At 46.7% G+C, this 20,092-nt stretch carries 16 protein-coding genes; 10 read left to right on the top strand and 6 right to left on the bottom strand.

What is annotated here, in order from left to right; genetic code table 11:
• The first annotated feature begins 17 nt into the window (after positions 1–17).
• The 3 genes from BUB30_RS10315 (at position 18) to BUB30_RS10305 (ending at position 3,988) form a co-directional block, all read left to right on the top strand.
• The gene (locus tag BUB30_RS10315) at positions 18–245 is read left to right on the top strand and encodes a hypothetical protein (RefSeq protein WP_073133365.1); all 228 of its coding nucleotides are present in this window, start codon (positions 18–20) and stop codon (positions 243–245) included.
• 38 nt (positions 246–283) lie between these two features.
• Positions 284–1,507 (top strand): FG-GAP repeat domain-containing protein, encoded by a 1,224-nt coding sequence (locus BUB30_RS10310; protein WP_084138009.1) that lies wholly within the window; start codon positions 284–286, stop codon positions 1,505–1,507.
• 189 nt (positions 1,508–1,696) lie between these two features.
• The gene (locus tag BUB30_RS10305; protein WP_073133361.1) at positions 1,697–3,988 is read left to right on the top strand and encodes a Nal1-like putative serine protease; all 2,292 of its coding nucleotides are present in this window, start codon (positions 1,697–1,699) and stop codon (positions 3,986–3,988) included.
• A gap of 149 nt (positions 3,989–4,137) precedes the next feature.
• Here BUB30_RS10305 and BUB30_RS10300 read toward each other — a convergent pair whose 3' ends face one another.
• Positions 4,138–5,583, bottom strand: a complete 1,446-nt coding sequence (locus BUB30_RS10300) for a Gfo/Idh/MocA family protein (protein WP_245804059.1) — start codon at positions 5,581–5,583, stop codon at positions 4,138–4,140.
• Between the two features lie 227 nt (positions 5,584–5,810).
• Here BUB30_RS10300 and BUB30_RS10295 point away from each other — a divergent pair, with 227 nt between their 5' ends.
• The 4 genes from BUB30_RS10295 to BUB30_RS10280 all read left to right on the top strand — a co-directional run bounded on the left by BUB30_RS10295 (position 5,811) and on the right by BUB30_RS10280 (position 10,754).
• Positions 5,811–6,359 (top strand): DUF2911 domain-containing protein, encoded by a 549-nt coding sequence (locus tag BUB30_RS10295; protein WP_073133358.1) that lies wholly within the window; start codon positions 5,811–5,813, stop codon positions 6,357–6,359.
• A 487-nt stretch (positions 6,360–6,846) separates the two neighbouring features.
• The gene (locus BUB30_RS10290) at positions 6,847–7,551 is read left to right on the top strand and encodes a hypothetical protein (RefSeq protein ID WP_073133356.1); all 705 of its coding nucleotides are present in this window, start codon (positions 6,847–6,849) and stop codon (positions 7,549–7,551) included.
• Entirely contained in the window at positions 7,548–8,270 is a 723-nt protein-coding gene (locus BUB30_RS10285) for a DUF3307 domain-containing protein (protein ID WP_084138008.1), read from the top strand. The genes BUB30_RS10290 and BUB30_RS10285 overlap by 4 nt, the downstream gene beginning before the upstream one ends.
• A 33-nt stretch (positions 8,271–8,303) precedes the next feature.
• Positions 8,304–10,754, top strand: a complete 2,451-nt coding sequence (locus tag BUB30_RS10280; protein ID WP_178377070.1) for an ABC transporter permease — start codon at positions 8,304–8,306, stop codon at positions 10,752–10,754.
• Between the two features lie 417 nt (positions 10,755–11,171).
• Here BUB30_RS10280 and BUB30_RS10275 read toward each other — a convergent pair whose 3' ends face one another.
• Positions 11,172–12,104: a tail fiber protein gene (locus BUB30_RS10275; protein ID WP_073133353.1), complete on the bottom strand. Its 933-nt coding sequence runs from the start codon at positions 12,102–12,104 to the stop codon at positions 11,172–11,174.
• A gap of 466 nt (positions 12,105–12,570) precedes the next feature.
• Between BUB30_RS10275 and BUB30_RS10270 the strand changes: the two genes are divergently transcribed.
• Positions 12,571–15,981 carry a sensor histidine kinase gene (locus BUB30_RS10270; protein WP_178377069.1) on the top strand — a complete coding sequence of 1,137 codons (3,411 nt, stop codon included), beginning with the start codon at positions 12,571–12,573 and terminating at the stop codon, positions 15,979–15,981.
• A 226-nt stretch (positions 15,982–16,207) separates the two neighbouring features.
• Here BUB30_RS10270 and BUB30_RS10265 read toward each other — a convergent pair whose 3' ends face one another.
• Positions 16,208–16,387, bottom strand: coding sequence for a histone H1 (locus tag BUB30_RS10265; RefSeq protein WP_073133350.1), 180 nt, complete (start codon positions 16,385–16,387; stop codon positions 16,208–16,210).
• A 368-nt stretch (positions 16,388–16,755) separates the two neighbouring features.
• On the opposite strand from BUB30_RS10265, the gene BUB30_RS10260 reads away from it, so the two are divergent.
• Positions 16,756–17,859, top strand: a complete 1,104-nt coding sequence (locus BUB30_RS10260) for a Fic family protein (RefSeq protein WP_073133348.1) — start codon at positions 16,756–16,758, stop codon at positions 17,857–17,859.
• A 56-nt stretch (positions 17,860–17,915) separates the two neighbouring features.
• Here BUB30_RS10260 and BUB30_RS10255 read toward each other — a convergent pair whose 3' ends face one another.
• The 3 genes from BUB30_RS10255 to BUB30_RS10245 all read right to left on the bottom strand — a co-directional run bounded on the left by BUB30_RS10255 (position 17,916) and on the right by BUB30_RS10245 (position 19,288).
• Positions 17,916–18,245 (bottom strand): hypothetical protein, encoded by a 330-nt coding sequence (locus tag BUB30_RS10255; RefSeq protein WP_073133346.1) that lies wholly within the window; start codon positions 18,243–18,245, stop codon positions 17,916–17,918.
• Positions 18,242–18,640: a DUF4267 domain-containing protein gene (locus BUB30_RS10250; RefSeq protein ID WP_073133344.1), complete on the bottom strand. Its 399-nt coding sequence runs from the start codon at positions 18,638–18,640 to the stop codon at positions 18,242–18,244. Before BUB30_RS10250 ends, BUB30_RS10255 begins: the two co-directional genes overlap by 4 nt.
• A 72-nt stretch (positions 18,641–18,712) precedes the next feature.
• Entirely contained in the window at positions 18,713–19,288 is a 576-nt protein-coding gene (locus BUB30_RS10245; protein ID WP_073133342.1) for a Crp/Fnr family transcriptional regulator, read from the bottom strand.
• 158 nt (positions 19,289–19,446) lie between these two features.
• Here BUB30_RS10245 and BUB30_RS10240 point away from each other — a divergent pair, with 158 nt between their 5' ends.
• Entirely contained in the window at positions 19,447–20,049 is a 603-nt protein-coding gene (locus tag BUB30_RS10240; RefSeq protein WP_073133340.1) for a Crp/Fnr family transcriptional regulator, read from the top strand.
• Positions 20,050–20,092 lie beyond the last annotated feature (43 nt).

The following is a 20,092-nucleotide window of genomic DNA, read 5'->3' as shown; positions in this document are numbered from 1 at the left end:
AAGCCGGTCAGAATGTAATGATTCTGACCGGCTTTTGTGCGTTTAGCGGTCATCGAATCACAAAGAGATTCAACATTCAAACTGGTTCCAAGGCACTCGAAATGAACCAGTCACCATTAACCACCAAAAACATTGAAACCTATGTTTATGACTTGGATGTGGAAACACATTTCCCTATCATCGCGAAGGCGCTGCGTATCAGCCAGGCAAGGCTTTTCGATGAGATGACGACTGCTGGATATTGACTTGATCTTCCAAACGCTTATCTGGATCTTAAATTAAAATGAGTAGAAATTTTAGAAATCTTTTATCAACGGGGTTGGGTTGTTGTCTGCTCTGTGCAACTTCATTGGCCTTAAAAGCCCAAACAAATGAAACGGCCTGGTTTAAAGATGTCACGGCAACGCATATACCCGTCGACGGCAGAGAGCATGCGCTGGATGTCGCTTTCCTGGATGTGGATGGAGATCGTGACCTGGATGCGATACTGGCGCTGGAATCGGAACCCAACCGTTTATACCTGAATGATGGGAAAGGAAAATTTACGTGGAAGAAAGGCGCTTTTACGGAGGCGAATCACGATTCAGAACATGTGCGTATAGCCGATTTTAATAAGGATGGTATAGCCGACGTTATTTTTGTCGCGGAAGACGACCAGACACACGAGTATTACCTGGGCAAAGGCGACGGTACTTTTATTGATGTAAGTGACCGTCTGCTGGCGAAGAGTGAAGCCAATGGCCTGGACGTGGGTGATGTGAATGGCGATGGGCTCCCCGATATTGTCATCGGCAATTCCGGTTCCAAAGCACAGAATTTTTTATGGATCAACAACCCCAAAAAGCCCGGGTACTTTATGGATCATACAACCGGCGGGCTGCCCGCTATTGACGACCAAACGCAGGCGGTGAAACTGGCTGATCTGAATGGCGACGGCAAACTGGATATGGTCGTAGGTAATGAAGTGCCGCCGAATCGTTTGTTTTTTAACGATGGCACGGGAAAGTTCACAGAACACCCGGAAAAACTTGAACTGTTGGTACCTCTGCATACCCGCGATGTGTTGGTGTTTGATGCTAACCGGGACGGACATGCGGATATTTTATTTGTTAACCTTACCAATAACGGCGGTGAATGGGATAAAGATCCTACAGCCCGTCTGCTGATCAATGACGGCAAGGGAAATTTTAGAGATGAAACAGCCAAAAGAATTCCGGCACAAACATTATCCAGTTATTCGGGTACCGTTGTAGATTTTAACCACGACGGTTACGCGGATATTATTTTAAGCGCTATTAAAACACCGCCCTTCGAAGCCGCTCAGGTGCAGGCTTTGCAAAACGATGGTAAGGGCGTATTCACCAACGTAACCAGCAAAGTAATTCCGGACATAACGGTATGTCGCGGCTGGGGTATCGCCGTGGGGGACGTGAACGGTGACGCTGTGTTGGATTTGATGATTGGTGGCTGGGGATCGCAGGTGCGTTTATTGCTTGGGAAAAAATAGCGTCAGGTCATGGTTGACTCAGCCTCTAAATAAACAGGCGTTTATTCCAATTTTTTTTCTACCTTAGAGTAGAGCCCATCTTGGCTATTGCCCAAAGCAATAGCCAGGTGGGCTTTTTCCATTTAAGGCTTCTTAAGCTTCCGGGTATGAAATTTCGAAAATTATCGTTTCAATAAAACCTCCCCACCCATGTCAACCACAAAACAATTCAATTTTAATCACCTCTCTGTAAAAGACCTCGTTGATGCACGCGACATGTTTCATGTCCATTTAATTAACAAAAGAAATGTCGTGGCTACGGCAATCGGCCGATATCTGATCCGGCATTCGGATATTGATAGCCATGGAAAATTCATTGACCGGGAAAAAGGTCAGGGCAGTAAAATGAACTCAAAACAGAGAGACGAACGGACCTTGTCCAATAGCATGGTTATCGATATCTCCTGGCCCTGTATCCTGGTATTTGTGAAGCATTGGGAGACAGAAGAGGACCTGATCAAGCGGGGAGCATCCGACATTGTTCCCAAGACGATATACATGCCCGATGGGCGGGTCGTTCCGATTTGTACCGTTGTGGCACCAAAGGTTTCCCTGGAGAAAGAAAAAATCGATATTAACAAGATCCGCTTTCCGGAGGGCCTGATGGGGGGAGGGTTTCCGCTACTCATTCAATCGCAGGGAATCACCAAGGTCGCCTCGGCGGGTTGTATTGTTACTGACGGACACACTTATTATGCCTTAACCAACCGGCACGTAGCCGGCGAGGCGGGACAAGAAATCAAGACGCTTTTTGGGAGCAAGGAAACGTGTATCGGGAAGAGTAGTGGAAACTCCATTGGCAAAATTCCATTTAATGATTTATACAAAGGATGGGAATCCAACAATCAATTGGTGAGTTGTGATACCGGCTTGATCGAAATTTCAAACGTCAACGAATGGAAAACTGAAATTCTGGACATTCCCAGGATGGACGAAATGTTTGAAATTAATACCCTGAACCTTTCGCTGGGTATAATTGCTGAACATAGCAAGGCAAACGGCGTGATAACGGATTCCATTTCTGGAAATGTAGTGGCTCGTGGCGCTGTAAGCGGCGTGCTCAAGGGTGAAATACTGGGTTTGTTTTACCGGTATAAGACGGTTGGAGGTGCCGAATATGTGAGCGAATTTCTCATCGCTGGAAGAAATGGAAAGGATCTGGAAGTACACCATGGCGACAGTGGTTCCGTCTGGTTACTGGAATCCAAGGACGAAGACGATCACGACTTACTACAGCCCATTGCCCTGCATTGGGGGCAGCACGCATTCCTACAGAACGCCAGCGATAAGTTGGGTTATGCCTATTCCCTATCCAGCTGTCTTAGCTCCATATGCAGGGAGCTCGATGTTGAGTTAGTGCGAGGTTGGAACATAGACCTGGACTATTCCTGGGGAGAAAGCGGTCACTACACCATTGGCAACCGTGCCGTATTTGCTTTAAATAGAAAAAAATATCCAAAGCTATACAGGCTGATGAAGAACAACGCGGATAATATTTCATATGACGACGCAGCGATAAAGCAGCAAGACTATAACAAGTCGACCGACAATTTCACGCCGTTGGTGGATGTTCCGGATACTGTTTTTAAAGCCAGGGTTTCCGGGATAAGTCGATTCCCCTACGAAAATCCAAATCATTATGCTGATGTGGATCTGACAAGGGAGAGCGACGGCAAAAGTCTTCTCGAGCTCAGTAAAAAGAAAGAGAATCTCACCGTTGAGTTTTGGCAGGCTTTTTATGATGAAACAGACCATACGGAAATGAAAGAGCGCGGTCTGTTGCCTTTCCGCGTCAAACAGATCTTTATGGAAATGGTTAACTACCTGAAGAATAATGATACGGTTGGATTTGTGGCAGCCGCGGGAGTACTGGGGCATTATATTGGAGACGGTTGTCAGCCCCTTCATGGTTCCAAAATAACCAACGGAGATGGAAGGCCGGAAACAGAAGGTGTCCACTCTGCCTACGAAACAAAAATGATAGACAAGAACAGGGTGGAAATTGTCGACAGTTTAAATGACCGGATCACCGCGCAACACGCCTCCAAAAAGAAGTTCAATAAAATCCCTTCCATTGGTAGTCCGGATGAGGCTGCACAAGCTTGTATTAACTTACTCGATGTTACCATGACCCAGATCACGCCACAGCAAATCAACGACACCTATTATGATGCCGTCGTATCCGATTCGAAAGCTGCTGGAGTAAAGGCATTGTGGGAAGCCTATGGTGACAAGACCATCGACACGCTGGCGAGAGGATCGAGGTATCTGGCTAAATATTGGGAGGCTGCCTGGGAACTCGGAAAAGGGGAGACGAAGACGGCCATTAAAACCACAAAAATCGCACAAGGGATCCTTAAGGAACGGTATGAGGACAAGGAAAAATTCCTGAAGTCATATTCGTTAGACACGATACATGAATATTTCGATTCGAATAGTTAGGATTGAAATAGTTGACCGGCAAAGAGACGCGGGGGTCAGCGAAGACCATTGCCGGCTGGTTGGCTGGATCTGTAAAATGAACTGTGCCAGCAGGTATTGCTGGCACAGTTCATTTTTTGGATATCATCGTGTCGTCCGAAACGGTCCGGCTACACTTCCCAGCCTTTGCGATAGGTTCTTCCTACAAACTGATTGGCCTCTTCCAGGTTGGTGATCTTCATGTTTTCTCCGTCCCACAACAACTTCTTGCGGCCGTAGAATTCCATTTGGTCGCCCGTTTGTTTTCTCAACATGTAGCTGCGGATGGCAAGGTTACCCATCAACACCGTTTCCGTCATCGGTCCGGCATAGTCGAACGATGACGTCAGGCCCTTGTGCTCTTTGCTGCCAAAGCCGGCTTTGCAGGCCTCAACCCATTTCCGCTGGTGGCCATATTCCGGCTCGTCCGTAGAACCGGTCTCGGGGCCGAACTCCGTTGTGCCGTCATTCAGGTAGAGTTTCGGCATCATCGGCGAGCTGTCGTTGATGTTTGTCGTGATCAGACCTTTCTCACCGATGATGAGAACGCCATTGGCACTGTTGGCGCCGCCAAAGTCCTTGTCGGCAGGAATGATCTCCGGTCGTGATGGCCTGATGCCACCATCGCTCCAGGTCATTTCAATGGGAGCTTTGCTTTTTTCGGTTGCCGCAAAGTGAAGGGTAATGAAAGATGAAGGAGGGCATCCTTCCGGATGATAATCGGGTGTCCACATTTGCGAATAGATAGAGCTCACGCTGCATTCCGCATCCGTGGGATATTTCAGTCCGAGTGCCCGGAACGGGATATCGATCAGGTGACAGCCTACGTCGCCTAGCGCACCCGTGCCGTAGTCCCACCAGCCGCGCCAGTTAAAGGGATGAAGGTTGGGTGTGTAGGGTTTCATTTCTGCCGGCCCGAGCCAAAGGTCCCAATAGAGATCTTTTGGTTTTTTACTTTCATCCGGCGCAGGCATGGCGAAGCCCTGAGGCCAAACCGGGCGATTTGTCCAAATTTGTACTTTCGAGATCTTCCCAAGCTTTCCGGAATCTATCCAGCGTTGAATCATGCTGTGCAAGGGATTCGACCCGCCCTGGTTCCCCATCTGTGTCACTACCTTTTTATCGCGGGCCATCTTGGTAAGCATGCGCGCCTCGCGGATGTTGTGCGTCATGGGTTTCTGAACATATACGTGCTTCCCGCGCTGCATGGCAAATGAGGCTGCCGGTCCGTGTACGTGATCGGGTGTGGAAATGGTCACGGCATCGATATCCTTTTCCTGTTCGAGCATGACGCGGTAGTCGTTGTACAACTTTGCTTTCGGGAAGTTTTCCACAGAGCGTTTCGCAGAACCTGAAAAGTCGACGTCACATAACGCAGCGATTCTTTCACGTCCGTTTACCGAGGCGTTCTTGATATCGCTGGTGCCTTTTCCTCCGGCGCCAATCGCAGCAAGGACCAGTTGATCACTCGGCGCGGTGAAACCAACACCTCCCAGTACGTGCCGCGGCACAATAAAAATGGAGGACGCTACCAGACTTTGTTTGATGAATTTTCTTCGCGAAGAGTCGCTTTTCATTTTATCGTTTTTATGCATGACGGGGAATATTTGATGAATACGAATAAATTACTTCCGAATATAGAGAATTATAAATGGTTCGACAATTTGTTTCCGCTACTGTGTCTCACGCTAACCAAAGTAAAAATTTCGCGGCCCCGGTCTGAATGAAAACACAAAAACGACGGGGACTGTCAACCTAAAGATGTTATCTTTATTGCTGAAAATCAATTTTAAAATTCATAAACATGAAAAAGAAAATAATCATTGGGGTGGTGGCTTTCGTCGTGTTGCTTGCCATTGGCTTTGCCTATCTCAATTACCGGAACCGTACCTTAAGCCCTTCGGGAAAGACTGAATTGACCGTCAATGGCCTCACCGTTTCCATACCGTATGCCAGGCCTTCCGTTCGTGGGCGGTTAATTTTTGGGACCGAAGGACAAAATGCGCTTCAGCCCTATGGAAAATACTGGCGCCTGGGTGCAAATGAATCAACCGAAATCACGGTGAATAAAGATGTAGATTTTAACGGGCAGGCTGTTAAGGCCGGTACCTATAGAATGTATGCCGTTCCAGGACCCGACTCATTCGACATCGCTTTGAATTCAGAGCTCGGCAAGTGGGGCGCCATGGAGCCCGACTATAGTTTGGACGTTCTACACACGAAAGTCCCGGTAGAGCACCTGACCACTCCGGTTGAGCAGTACACCATCTCCATGGTCGAAGCCGACGGCGGCATTAATGTGGTCCTTGAATTCTCAGATGTTAAATTCATTGTTCCGGTAAGACCACAGTAAATCGCCTCAACGGATGGTCCTGGAATGCTTCTTGCAACTTTGATAGGTTGGCGATCATTGAAGGCACTCCCGGCGGGATTACTTTTTGAGTCCATCGAATCACAAAGCCGGTCAGAATGATTCTGGCCGGCTTTCGTGTTTTGAGCCTTCAACGAATCTGATTTAAACTGCTCAGGAGTTTCTCGGACATAGTGATATAGAGCTATACAGATATAAAACTTAGTGCTGACGCGCAGGGGTTGAAGAAGAATTGTCGAAAGTATATTGATGTATAGATGCAAATTCTGATGATAAGGGAAGTGGAATTGGAAGTTTTGGAGATAGTGTTAGTCAGGATATAATGATTAAGGCTAATAGCTTAATATATACAAATTAAGGTTATAAGCTTAATTATTAGAGATTAAGGTTATAGGCTTAATTATTAGAGATTAAGGTTATAGGCTTAATTAAGATAATTCTGTATCTTGGTATTATAAAATGGCTGGGTATGGCGCTATATGCTGTGATTAATGGGGATATAATAGGTTCTACAAAAATGCCTGAAAAGAAGCGAGACAGCTATCTTAAACACCTCAAAGAAGGCTTTGAACGCTTAAAAAAAGAAAAATCTTTAGGAATTATTCGAAACTTCGAAATGTACCGAGGGGATAGCTTTCAGGGGGCTTTGGGCAAACCTGAAAAGGCATTACGGGTGGTTCTTCTTTTAAGAAGTCTTTCTCGTATGAATCAACCCACGAGAATCAAGGTAAATATCAAAGCAAAAAAAGTCCTTCTTGATTCGGCTTTTGATGTTACTGACCTAAGACTTGCTGTTGGTGTAGGAACGATTACTAAGCTGGCAAACAAACTCATGGAATCAGATGGAGACGCCTTCCATCGGTCAGGTCGACTAATTGACTCTATGAAAAAGCCAGGTTTAAACTTGGCGATCGATACGCCCTCTGAAAAACTCAATAAGGAACTGGGGGCTTCATGGGCACTCATAGATGCTGTTGTCAATAAGTGGACGGCCTCACAAGCCGAGGTTATTTATTATAGTCTTCTGGGGTATAGCCAAATTGAAATAGCCAATACACAGTTAAGAGCAACCCCATCAGCGGTGAACCAAAGACTAAAGGGGGCAAGCTGGTCGGCACTGGAGAAGATGATTGCGTATTTTGAGGAAAATGTTCCTAACAAAATCGAACGATGATGGAGCTATTTGATCAAGACCAAGCTATTATTCTTGTTAAATTATTGACAGCACACATACTGGCAGACTTTGTACTTCAACGTAGTTCATGGGTGGAGGAAAAAAAGGCAAAAGGATTACGTGCGTGGGGATTGTATAAGCACATCGCTATGGTTTGTGCATTGACCTGGATTGCCATTTGGGATTATCCAGTGGTGGCAGTTGTAATTACAATAACGCACCTGATAATTGATTATTTAAAAATAAAACTTGATAAGAAGGGAGATCTGTCATTTTTTATAGCAGATCAACTCTTACATATACTGGTCATTATCATGGGCTGGCTCTATGTTATTTCGGGATGGGTGAGAATGGTTGAAGTGTCGTTGAGTTTTTGGACTTCCTTCAATGTAATGCTTATCGCCCTGGGATACCTTTTTTGTATTGGTCCTTGCAGTTATCTAATTAAATTTTCAACACAAGACCTTATACAGCAAAGCAGCGGTGAAAATGTAAAGCGGGGCGGCAGGTTAATCGGAATATTCGAGAGAATAATCATTTATACACTGGTTCTGTTAAATCAATACGAAGCGATAGGATTCCTAATCACAGGTAAATCGATTTTAAGATTTGCTGATAGCCAAAAGAAGGAGACAGAGTATGTCTTAGTTGGAACAATGCTTAGCTACGCGCTTGCAATTCTTATGGGTGCTCTAGTAAATCTTCTTTTAGGTCGATGAACATATATGCTATTTTGTGAACTTCAGATGTTTTTGATCAATTTAAAATTCGCTTTCCGTTTCTGGATCAGGGAGAAGTTGTATGCCAGCTTGAACGTTGGCGTGCTGGCCATCGGTTTCCTTTTGTTTATTTTGATGTACTCTTTCCTTCACCAGGAGAGGAATTACGACACGTATCACGAGAACGTTGGTCAAAAATTCCGCCTTGAAGAAAAATGGAATAAAAACGGGCTGGTCCAGCACAAAGCACCGGCTACAGGTTTTTTACTTCCGAGCCTGAGAAAAGATTATGGAGAGTTAAGAAACAGTACCTCCTTTGTCAGGCCCGAGGGGATCGATTTTGTTTCTTATCAAAATAGCCGTTTTGCAACGGACCGCTTTATCCGGGCGGACAGTACATTTTTTACATTTTTTAATTTTGAATTTATTTATGGAGATCCAGTAACGGCCTTGACCGGCAAGAACAAAGTTGTTATTACGGAATCTGCTTCGAAGCGAATATTTGGAGAAACGATGCCCCTCGGGAAGATGCTCACCCGGGCGCGCGAAGATTGGGAGGTGAGTGGAGTGATCAAGGACATGCCTGAAAACTCTCATTTTCATTTCGACTACGTTTTTACAAATTCATTCATCTCGGTTGACTTTCAGGCGAACAACATGTTCTATACCTACATCGAACTCAACGAGGATGTGGATGTGGATAGATTCGCAGAAAAAGTGAATCACGATCTGCCGAAGTCATATGGCTATGACGTGAAATTAAAAGACGGCAATGCATGTGCTATCATCTTTAAGCCCTTGACAGAAATCCACCTGAATGGAAACACCGCCGACAGGGAACTCGAAAAGAACAGCAACAAGGTTCTGGAGTATTCCCTTTTCGTGATCCTGGTGTTTGTGCTACTGATGACGACCATAAATTACATAAGCCTCTCTACAGCGCTTTTTGTAAAGCGCGCCAAGTGGATAGGAATAAATAAGATCTCCGGTGCAAGCAGGGCGGTCGTTTTCGCAGGTACGTTGGTCGAATCTTTTGCCGTCGCCTTTATGGCGCTGGTTATTTCAATCCTGTTGACATTGCTGACACTCCCCTGGTTCAATGACTATTTCGATATCGCATTGAAGGCTTCTGATGTTTTTAATCCCGACCTGGATTTGCTCATCCTCCTGGCCTATGTCACCATCAGTTTGCTGGCGGGCTTGTATCCGGCAATATCGCTTTCGAAAGTAGAAGCCCTGAAAAGTCTCAAGACCCGAATGTTGACCAGCACGCACGCGGGCAAGCCCAGGTTGACTTTTCAAAGGAGTTTACTTTTGACACAATACATGGTGACGGCCGTCGCTGTTTTCTGCACGTTATCGGTTTCGAAGCATCTGAGTTTTGTGAGTGAAAAAAATATCGGGCTCACCAAAGAAAACATGCTGATCATTCCGGTTCCCGATCAAATCATCGCAGGCCGGGACAATTACGAAAAAAACGATCCTGAGAACTACAATTTTTTCAAAAGCGAGCTCTTGAAAAAACCTGCCGTGTTGGACGCCGCTACGATGTACTCCATACCCGGACAAAGAGTTCCCCTGCTGAAATTTGCTTTCCCACGCCTCACGTCCATAGGAGCGGTGAATCCGACAGAGCCGGAAGGTGGTATCTATCTCAAGGCCATGGCCGGCGACACCAGCATGCTTCAATTATTTAATATGCAGTTGGTGCAGGGAAGAGGATTCAAGCGGAAGCCAGACGATAACACAGCCGCCGAATTTGTTGTCAACGAAGCGGCTGTGAAATTCCTGGGAACAAATGACCCGATCGGCGAGCGGATGGAACTTCAATCTCCTTACCAGCATCAACGAAGAAGCGGAACGATTGTGGGTGTGGTGAAAGACTTCAACTACGGATCGCTCCAGGAGGCGGTTGAGCCCATGATCATGTTCAATGGCTTTGTAGACAAATACCTGGTGGTCAAACTGAGTGGCAACAACGACAACCCACAGACCGTGTCGGACATAAAGTCGCTTTGGGCAAGTTTGTTTGATGTACCCATCGACCCCTACTTTTTGGACGATGCGTATGACCGCATGTATCGATCCGATGTTTTGATCCAGAAGTTTTCGACGATCTGTATGATCTTTTCGGTTGCGATCGGCGCATTGTGCTTGCTCGTCATAACGCTGTTTATCGTGAGTCAGCGAAAGGCGGAGATCGGGATTAGAAAAGTTCTCGGAGCGAATGGCTTCAACATTTGGACATTGCTCTCCCGGGAGTTCTTTATTTTGGTAGTGATTGGAAACTTGTTAGCAGCTGTTCCAAGCATTCTTTTCATGACAAACTATTTTGAGAACTATGTCTTTCAGGAGGGTATTAATCCTTTCTTATGCTTGACGGTTTTCGCCTTTTCAATGGCGTTGACATTGGTAATTGTCTCTCTTGGAATCATCAAACCCTTGGTAGCTAACCCGGTGGAATCAATCCGTGCGACGGAATAAGTTAGGGCCAGCGCTGGGTTGGAAAGTACTTTGGGTTGAACAAGGTCGATCCTTCAAACCCTTGAGATCACAAGTACTACCATCATCCGGATGGTGCACGATTAGCCGACAATGCTGTGACCGCTTTGCCTGAGGGCTCAGATGGAAAAATCTAAGCCTGCACCCGCAAGGGGTCGGTGTCCTCAGTCATACCACCATAGAAAAGGCCATCGCACAACGCCAAACCCCGGATGGATTGCTTCCGCGTTTGGGGTCGGCATTTGTTCGGAACGGCAAGTCATGGAGGTCTTTACAACAACGACTGTTATGCGAGCATATCAGTCGTTGTTGTAAGCCAGCAGCATGTTTGCCCTAGCCTCCACGGCAATCGGAGTACCTTGTTTTGATCCAAATTTAAAGGCAACCCACTGAGAAATTTTATTTGCTTTTTACGGCATTGAGTTCGGCCTCAAGTTTCTCAATTTTTGCACTTTGCTCGATCAAATGGAGCGTTAACTCTTCGATTTTCTTTAGCAACAAGACATCCATTTCGCCCAGGTTGTGCCCCCCGTTTGCTTTGATGTCGTCTGCTGACGGCACTTCGGGGAGATGCTTGTATGTTTTAACAAACTTATCCACCTCCGTTAATGGCATAAGTTTGTAGTCACTTTCAAAAACATAATCCGACCAGGTCAAGCTTGTATTCTCGACTTGTACTTCCTTTGCGCCAATCTTGCCATTGACGGCCAATTTGTAACCATTCGGATTTGATGTCAGAAGGGTTCCAATGCCGACGTTCCCGTCATCACCAATGGCGAGAACCGATGTAAATACTCCCAAATTGTCTTTCAAGCCTAATCGGATATAGCGAGCTGTAGGCCCACCGATAGCGCTATGCGTTTTGATTTGAATGGCCCCACTAAATGCTGGGCCTGAGATCATTGTTGCCGCGGCTCCGTCTTGGCCGACTTCAACTTTGCCAGTGAAGGCGCCATCATTCGATCTTAAAGCACCGGTCATGGTGAAACTTCCATCCCGAACATTAAAAACACCCCGCGTCTGGTTGTCTAGATTGCAGTAAAATCCAATTCCATACCAACTGCCGATACCGCCGTTATAAGCAGAATAGGTTGCGTTATCCCCTGTACCGGCCATTAATCTTATCCCCAGATTCGGATCGTTGCTTCTGTAGACCGCTAGCCCAGTGGTTGGCACGGAAATCGTACCGACATTAATATCAAATTTATAGAAGGGGGTATTGGTCCCGATCCCTACACTACTGGCAGTATAGATTGGATTCGTCGTGCTCCATTGCGCCAAAACAACTTCCGACAGGACTGTAATCAAGAATAGAGTGATTAGGTAACGCATAAAATTTTCTTTTTTAATAGGTGAATTATAATTGACAAATAATGGCTGGATTAAAAAGTGATTATCGAATTTTTACACCCCTGTTCGTCGAGTATGCCAAGCAATGGCAGAAAAATATGACCTCCAACTTTGTTGACGCTGTCTGAAAGAGTGCGGCTCGAAGATATGCAAAGGCCGTTTATAAATGCAATCTCAATAATGATTTTTTTATTAAGTTCTCAGAAATCCGTTTTTGTACTCACCATTTGTTATGGGTGATCAGTTTTTAACCTCCTGAAGTTGCACATCGAAAATCAAAGGCATCGTAGAGCCAATATACTTCCCTTATTTTTTTTCGTGCGTATTTCATGGTGTGGCTACGGTGACCGTCAGGTTATGTACGGAAATTGGCCCAATTTTTTACTTTAGATCATTGGATTCTGATTGTTTGATGTCATCCATTATTTGCCGATATTAAGATATGTCTTTGGCGCAGATCTTAAACTGGCCGCCCAAATTCTGGACGATTGCAGGGATCCTGATTATTGGAGCATGGTCACCGCATTCCGGATTTGGACAACAACCGTCAACCCAGCCGGCTTTAGTCTATAGCCACGTCTTTACCACCGAAGATGGCTTGTCACAGAACAATGTCTCTTGCATCATCAAAGACAAAGAGGGCTTTGTCTGGGTGGGAACGGGAGACGGCCTTAACCGTTTTGACGGATATTCTTTTATAAAATTCAACCACTCCGACAAAGACTCTGTCAGCATAAGCAATGATGTGATCCGAAGCCTCTTGCTGGATAGCAAAGGCCGGCTTTGGATCGGGACCTACAACGGTCTCAATCTCTACGACGATGAAACCGAAACCTTTGAGAATTTCCTGACGAACGATTCGAAAGAAAATTCTATCAGCCAGAACACTATCCTTTGTCTTCTTGAAGATAGGCGGCATCAGCTCTGGGTGGGAACGTACTATGGGTTGAACAAGATCGATCTTCAGACTCTTGCGATAACAAAGTACTACCATGATCCGGATGGTACAGGATTAGCAGACAATGCGGTGAACGCCTTGCTCGAGGACCGGAATGGAAAGATCTGGGCCTGCACCGCCAAGGGGATCAGTATCCTCGGTCAAGCGGGCATCGAAAAGACCATCGCACAACGCCAAACCCCGGATGGATTGACTTCTGCGTTAACGGTCGGCATTGTGCAAGACTCCACGGGTGCCATATTTATTGGAACCAATGGCGGTGGCGTGCTGCGATTAGAAGATGAGCAGGACGAGACCTTTGACCATTTCACACACAGTCAAAAAAAGTATTCGCTGGGTAACGACATCATCGCCACACTCGGCATCGATCGCCAGGGGACGCTGCTCGTTGGCACCGACGGGGCGGGGCTCTATCGATATATTGGCGACGAAAAATTTAACATCATACTGGCCCGCGAAAACAGGATCCTTGACAATGCGGGTATTCAAAAAATATTTATCGATGAACAAAATAATTATTGGGTCGGGCTCTTTGGCGCCGGCCTTTTATTCATATCCGGCAGTCAACCGCGGTTTGAACACTATCGATTCTTCAATGCCAGTATGGAACGCATTGGAAAGAACTCTGTCCTGGCCATCGCAGAAGATCATGATCGAAAAATATGGATTGGAACCGATGGCGCCGGCTTGTACAAATTTGATCCGGAAACCAAAGCCTTCACAACGTACTTGCACGACCCAGCGAACGGAAAAAGTCTAAGCACCAATGTTGCCAAGTCTTTGCTGGTGGACGACAAAAACAACCTCTACATCGGAACCTATGCCGGTGGCTTGAATTATCTCGACACAAAGACCAACACCTTTACGCATTTTCTCCACAATCCCAAGGACACCACGAGCATCAGCACGAACCATGTATGGTCCTTGTGGCAAGATCATAACAAAAGAATTTTTGTCGGGCAGTTGGGCGGATTGGATGAATTTTTGCCGCAAACTAAAACTTTCAAAGTCCTTACGATCCCGGGCGGAAACCCGATCACCACCAACACCGCATCGGTCTTTTGCATGCGCGAAGATAAGCGCGGCTACGTGTGGATGGGTACCCGATTGGCGGGAATCCATCGCTACGATCCTCAGACCGGAACCTTTCGATCATTCTTAAGCTCCAGGATAGATCCTTCAAGTCTGCCCACGAACGAGATCCTGGAATTTGAACGGGATGCGCAGGGGAAACTCCTGGTCGGAACCGACAACAAAGGAATGATCCGGTTTGATCCGGAAACATTTGCCGCCGTGGATGTGATCCCGGAGTTCCAGGAAAAAAATATACCGTCCATACTGGAGGACGGTTCGGGAAAAATATGGTTCACGTCTTTTGATGGCCTTCATAAATTTGACCCGGCTTCCGGGAAAATTTACAATTTCACGATTGCCGACGGATTGCAAGGGGTTCAATATAACGAGGGCGCGAAACTCAAGAGTTCAACAGGGGAGTACTACTTCGGAGGAACAAATGGATTAAATGTTTTTCGCCCCGAGCGCGTGATCGATGATCAGAGTAAGCCCCGTGTTGTTTTCACCCGCCTCACTTTATTTCATGACGCGGTTGGAATCAACGACCGATCGGGGATCCTGACGAAGAGTATCTCGAAGTCAAGAACAATTACCCTTCAACCCAATCAAAATGTTTTTTCGATCGAGTTTGCATGTCTTGAATATAGGTTCCCCAAAAAAAATGAGTACCGGTATTACCTGGAAGGGTTTGACAATGACTGGAACACGATCCAGGAAAACCGAACAGCAACCTATACCAACCTGCCGCCGGGTGAATACACGTTACTGGTGAGTGCGGCAAACGGCGATGGGTATTGGAATGACCACGCCGCCAGCATTCAAATTATTGTCATCCCCAAGTGGCATCAGCGGGCAGCCGTCCAGATCGGGTTTGCAGGCTTCATCCTGTTATCCATACTGGCGATCATTCACATCAGGACCCGGTTCTTGCTAAAACAAAAGCGGAAACTCGAGCATTTGGTAAAATTACGCACACAATTGATCGAGACTCAAAAAGAAGAAATCAAGGACAAGAACGAAAAGCTGGAGCACGCCTATGAGGAAGTGAATTCAGTAAACGAGGCGCTTCACCAGGTGAATGCGAATCTCGAAATGTTGGTGGAAAATAAGACGGAAGAACTGAGGCAAACCATCGACAGGCTCATCGAAACCGATAAAGGGCTGGACACATTTTTGTATCGGTCCAGTCACGATCTGCGGGGCCCGATCACTTCGCTGTTGGGGTTGGCGCAGATCGCTAAGATGCAAAATCACCAGGATGATTTGAATACTTACTTCGAGAATATGGAGCGTACGGCAAGCAAAATGCTGCGGCTCCTGCATCGGCTGAATGATACCGGTGCACTCTTTCGGTACAAACGCAGAACTGAAATCATTAACATCGAAGAAATTATACAGTCCATAAAATTTCAACTGGACAACAGCAGCAACATCGTAAACATAGAGATCGAAAATAAGATAAACGAACCCATCTCGAGCGACCCCGTGTTACTGAATAACATTGTTCTGAATTTAATGGATAACAGTATTGTGTTCCGGGGTGAACGCAATCCATTTGTTAAATGTGTGTTTTATTTGAAAAATCAATATCTGATCATTAAGACCACAGACAACGGGGTCGGTATTCCCGCGAGTGTGAAGGATCGGATTTTCGAAATGTTTTACAGGGGATCACAGAAATCAACAGGCAATGGATTGGGACTATTCATGGTGAAGAAAGCCCTCGAAATCCTGCACGGTTCTATTGCTATTGAAAGCCAACCCGATGAGCTAACGACAGTGACCGTTACGATCCCCCTCAGCAACACAACTTCTTTTAGCAGCTAACCCGTCTGTAACCGGATCAAGTTCAAACGGACCGTTGCGAGTGGCTATTCCGTGAATTGTAGCGGATGTGTCTGGAATCGTGACAAAGAAAGTAGTCACCACTCCATTCAATATTCTTTTGTACTCCCTCATGGATGAGCATCCGGGAGCGACAGTAAAATGAAATGGCTAAACCAATGAAGCATTAGTGAAGCCATTCAAAATCACAGAGTTTAAAGGGGACGTACTACGACTCCTTGTTCTTTGCTTCCTGAACTTCTGTTCTGATTTCTTGCGCCAGTGATTTCAAATCCTGCATGGCTTTTCTTACACGCGTTCCGGCGGCACCATTTTGCTTGTTGTAGAACTTATCCATATCATCTTCCAAAGATGCAATCAGGGTCTTCAATTCTTCGAACTTCTTCATGTCTGTAGGTTGTTTTTAAGCGTACAAATCTGCGAAAATTGGTGCGGGATGCAAGGGTTAAGAACGAATAAACTGACAGAAGTTTGTCGTCGCGTCCCGGCCCTCAGTAGAAAAAGTGAGGGACAAAAACCACTAAAAGATTCGCGGCAGCCCGCGCTTCACGGGAACCCTAGGGGTAACGCAAAGAAAAGGAGGGGTTTAGGGAGGTTATGCGTCAGCGGTTTCTGCTTGGCCGAACGGTTTAACGACAATTTCAAGAGAAATCCTCAAAATGCGGAGATTACGCCCCTTATTCTCCGCAAAAGGCGCGGAGAATAGATTGGAAATGCGGCGAATAATGGCGTTATTTACCGCATAATTTGCGGAGAATGAGTAAATATATCCATCTGTCAAAAGAGTGGCCGGCTTTCGAATGGGAAGATGAGAAGATCATTTTGCCGCTTTCGGCCATGCGGCATAAACAGGGGCGGCTGCTCGGGAAATTGGAGGGGCTGGGTTTTCGGTTGCGCGAGGAGGCGACGCTGGAAACATTGACGCAGGATGTTATCAAATCGAGCGAGATCGAGGGTGAGAAATTGCCGGCCGACCAGGTGCGCTCTTCGATTGCCAGGCGGTTGGGGATTGAGATTGCCGGGGAGGTGGTGGTGAGCCGGAATGTGGAAGGCATTGTGGAGATGATGCTCGATGCCACCCAAAAATATAAAGAGGCGCTCACCGACGACCGGCTTTTTGGATGGCATGCCACGCTGTTTCCCACGGGCCGAAGTGGGATGCATAAAATTCGGGTAGGGGCCTGGAGAGACGACGCCAACGGGCCCATGCAAGTAGTGTCGGGCGCCATGGGGAAAGAACGTGTTCATTATGAAGCGCCCGAGGCGGCAAGACTCGATGTTGAGGTGGATGCCTTTCTCCGATGGTTCAATGCGACGACTCCGTTGGACCCGGTGCTGAAGGCGGCCATAGCGCACTTGTGGTTTGTTACGATTCACCCTTTTGAGGACGGCAACGGCCGCATCGCCCGGGCCATCGCCGATATGCAATTGGCAAGGGCGGATGGAAGCCGGCAGCGCTTTTACAGCATGTCGGCTCAAATTCAGCGGGAGCGGAATATCTATTATGAAGTGCTGGAGAAAACACAGAAGGGGAACCTCGATATCACCCGGTGGTTGTTGTGGTTTTTCGATTGTCTGGATCGGGCCATCGCGCTATCGGAAGAGAACTTGTCGGGTGTGATTCACAAGGCAAAATTCTGGGAGTCACATCAGTCCGTTGCCCTCAGCGAACGGCAGCGAAAAATGCTCAATCTGTTTATGGACGGATTTGAGGGCAAGCTCACCTCTTCGAAATGGGCAAAGATCACCAAATGTTCCCCGGATACGGCGTTGAGAGATATCCAAGATCTCATGGAAAAAGGGATCCTGGAAAAAGACGACGGGGGAGGAAGGAGCACGAGTTATAAATTAAGATCATAACTCGTGCGCATAGCTGGGGTTGCGTTATCACCGGCTCCATAACGTCCATAACTTCGCTATACTCTGAACACAGCAATCAAACTCGCCACTACGGTCAGGGTGATCAGGGTCCAGTAAATTTTCTTTGGCAAGGGCTTGCCGCTGTAGACCCCGCAAAAGGTTGAGATGATCAGGAAGAGAACGGATTTTGGAATGACCTTGTAAAGATTCACATGAGGATATTTTAGCGCGACGAGGATGAGGCCGGTAATTAAAATGGTGACTCCTAAAAATATCGTCTGTTTGTGGAGTTGCTTGTCTTGCAGGGGAAACAACACCGCCAGTTGTCCAAGAAAAAACAGGAAGGCGACGAAGTGCACGATCAGCACGATGTTGAAAAGTGTCATGGGTTCGCTTTTTTAGAGTGGGTGATATAGTAAGCTCCGCAGGCCACGCAGATGATCACGGCCGTGAGGTGTGGATACAAATGGCTGGCGGTAAAACCGGGTTGCGACAGAACAATGCAAAAGTCGGCCGCGGGGACAATGGCTCCGGGCAGCAGGACAAGGCCTAGAGCACGCCATTCTTTTTGCCACAACAGGACGACAATAATGAGTCCGAAGAAAGAATCCCGTGCTCCTTTGATGTACTGAAAAGAGTAGTCGCCGTTGGTCAGGGTATTGATGCCAAAGTCTGTTTCGGCGACAAGGGGATCCAGGAAGAATCTCAGGCCGATGAATAACAGGCCGAGGCCCGAGAGGAGGGTAATCCAGAAAGTTGTTTGTTTTGCGATGTTTTTCATGGGTGATGAATTTTTTTGTTGATACAAAATTCATCGCCACGCCACGGAATCTGATGCACCCAGGTTAATAAATCAGGACACGGATAATCTTTTTCGGATCCGGCTGAGGGATTGTGGTTTTACGCCCACGTAGGAGGCTATATAATATTGAGAGAGTCGTTGCTGCAAATCGGGATGTTGTTGGATAAATTTTTCGTAGCGGAACTCCGGGGAGTCGGTGTAAAAGGAGTTTCGCTCTTTTAGGGTTTGTATGAAAACCTGTTCGATGACCAGCCGTCCAAAACGCTCGCCCTCCTTGATATGGGTGTAGAACTGCTGCAAGTCGTTTCGCGAAATGACCAACAGGACGCTATCTTCCAGCGCCTGGATGATCTGCTGGGAGGGAGTTTGGGGTACGAAACTTTCGTAGTTGGAAACAAAATCATTCTCCTTGGAAAAGCCATAAGTCTTTTCTTCGCCTTCGTCGTTGATGTAATAGCGCACGATGCCCTTTGTTATAAAGCCAACGTGTTTGCAGGTGTCGCCTTCCGCTAAAAAGAAGTCTCCCTTCTTGTATATTTTTTCTTTGAACAGGTCCTGTACTAACTTCTTTTCAGCCGGAGTAAGGCTGATCAATTGTTCGATGACTTGGATCAGGTCTGCCGTCATGGGAGAAAATTTTACGGGTTTTTAATGTTCGCGGGCAAGGCTTGACAAATTAGCATTTTGATTTAACCTAAAGATGGACAAATTGAATTTAACTTTTCATACTTTAGAGGAGTAACCGGGCGATTTTCGGTTTCCTATTTCAATCTTCACTCCGTCAGATGAACGCAAAAACAGACCATGCTGCCATTCAACCGTTGCTCGATTATTTCGACGGCATCTTGCCGATCACGCCGGAGGAGAAGCAACTCGTCCTGTCAAAATTTCATCCGCACCTTTATTTGAAAAAACAATATGCGTTGCAGCACGGTGACGTTTGCCAGTATTTCAACTTTATTGTCCGCGGATGTATGCGGCTCTACCAGGTGGACAACGAAGGCGCTATCCACATTCTTCAATTTGCGACCGAGAACCACTGGATCCAGGACCTGGCGAGTTTTCACAAGGGGACGCCGTCAAAGCTTGACATCGATGCGCTGGAGGAAACGGTGGTACTTCGCATTACCCGCAACGATTTGGTCGACCTCTATTTAAATGGGCAGCATTTCAATCGCATCTTCCGGGTGTTGCTGGAAAATAGTTTTATGGTCCAGCAAGAGCGGTTGTCTCAACTTTTCAGCTCGACGGCGGAGGAGCGATACCAGTCCTTTCAGGAAACCTACCCGCACCTGCTCACGCGCCTTTCGCAGGTGCAAATCGCGTCCTACCTGGGCGTTACGCCCGAATTCTTAAGTCGTATCCGCAGCAAAATGGCGAAGGGGTGAGCGAAGCGGGGTTAATCTAGATCAATACTTTTTCTTAAACCAG

It is taken from the genome of Chryseolinea serpens (assembly GCF_900129725.1).
GTDB classification, from domain to species: Bacteria; Bacteroidota; Bacteroidia; order Cytophagales; family Cyclobacteriaceae; genus Chryseolinea; species Chryseolinea serpens.
This window is presented reverse-complemented; position numbering and strand designations above follow the sequence as displayed.

Coding starts and splice junctions, on each gene's coding strand:
- BUB30_RS10315 (WP_073133365.1), top strand. CDS start 18: ATGATTCTGACCGGCTTTTGTGCGTTTAGCGGTCATCGAATCACAAAG.
- BUB30_RS10310 (WP_084138009.1), top strand. CDS start 284: ATGAGTAGAAATTTTAGAAATCTTTTATCAACGGGGTTGGGTTGTTGT.
- BUB30_RS10305 (WP_073133361.1), top strand. CDS start 1,697: ATGTCAACCACAAAACAATTCAATTTTAATCACCTCTCTGTAAAAGAC.
- BUB30_RS10300 (WP_245804059.1), bottom strand. CDS start 5,583: ATGAAAAGCGACTCTTCGCGAAGAAAATTCATCAAACAAAGTCTGGTA.
- BUB30_RS10295 (WP_073133358.1), top strand. CDS start 5,811: ATGAAAAAGAAAATAATCATTGGGGTGGTGGCTTTCGTCGTGTTGCTT.
- BUB30_RS10290 (WP_073133356.1), top strand. CDS start 6,847: ATGGCGCTATATGCTGTGATTAATGGGGATATAATAGGTTCTACAAAA.
- BUB30_RS10285 (WP_084138008.1), top strand. CDS start 7,548: ATGATGGAGCTATTTGATCAAGACCAAGCTATTATTCTTGTTAAATTA.
- BUB30_RS10275 (WP_073133353.1), bottom strand. CDS start 12,104: ATGCGTTACCTAATCACTCTATTCTTGATTACAGTCCTGTCGGAAGTT.
- BUB30_RS10265 (WP_073133350.1), bottom strand. CDS start 16,387: ATGAAGAAGTTCGAAGAATTGAAGACCCTGATTGCATCTTTGGAAGAT.
- BUB30_RS10260 (WP_073133348.1), top strand. CDS start 16,756: ATGAGTAAATATATCCATCTGTCAAAAGAGTGGCCGGCTTTCGAATGG.
- BUB30_RS10255 (WP_073133346.1), bottom strand. CDS start 18,245: ATGACACTTTTCAACATCGTGCTGATCGTGCACTTCGTCGCCTTCCTG.
- BUB30_RS10250 (WP_073133344.1), bottom strand. CDS start 18,640: ATGAAAAACATCGCAAAACAAACAACTTTCTGGATTACCCTCCTCTCG.
- BUB30_RS10245 (WP_073133342.1), bottom strand. CDS start 19,288: ATGACGGCAGACCTGATCCAAGTCATCGAACAATTGATCAGCCTTACT.
- BUB30_RS10240 (WP_073133340.1), top strand. CDS start 19,447: ATGAACGCAAAAACAGACCATGCTGCCATTCAACCGTTGCTCGATTAT.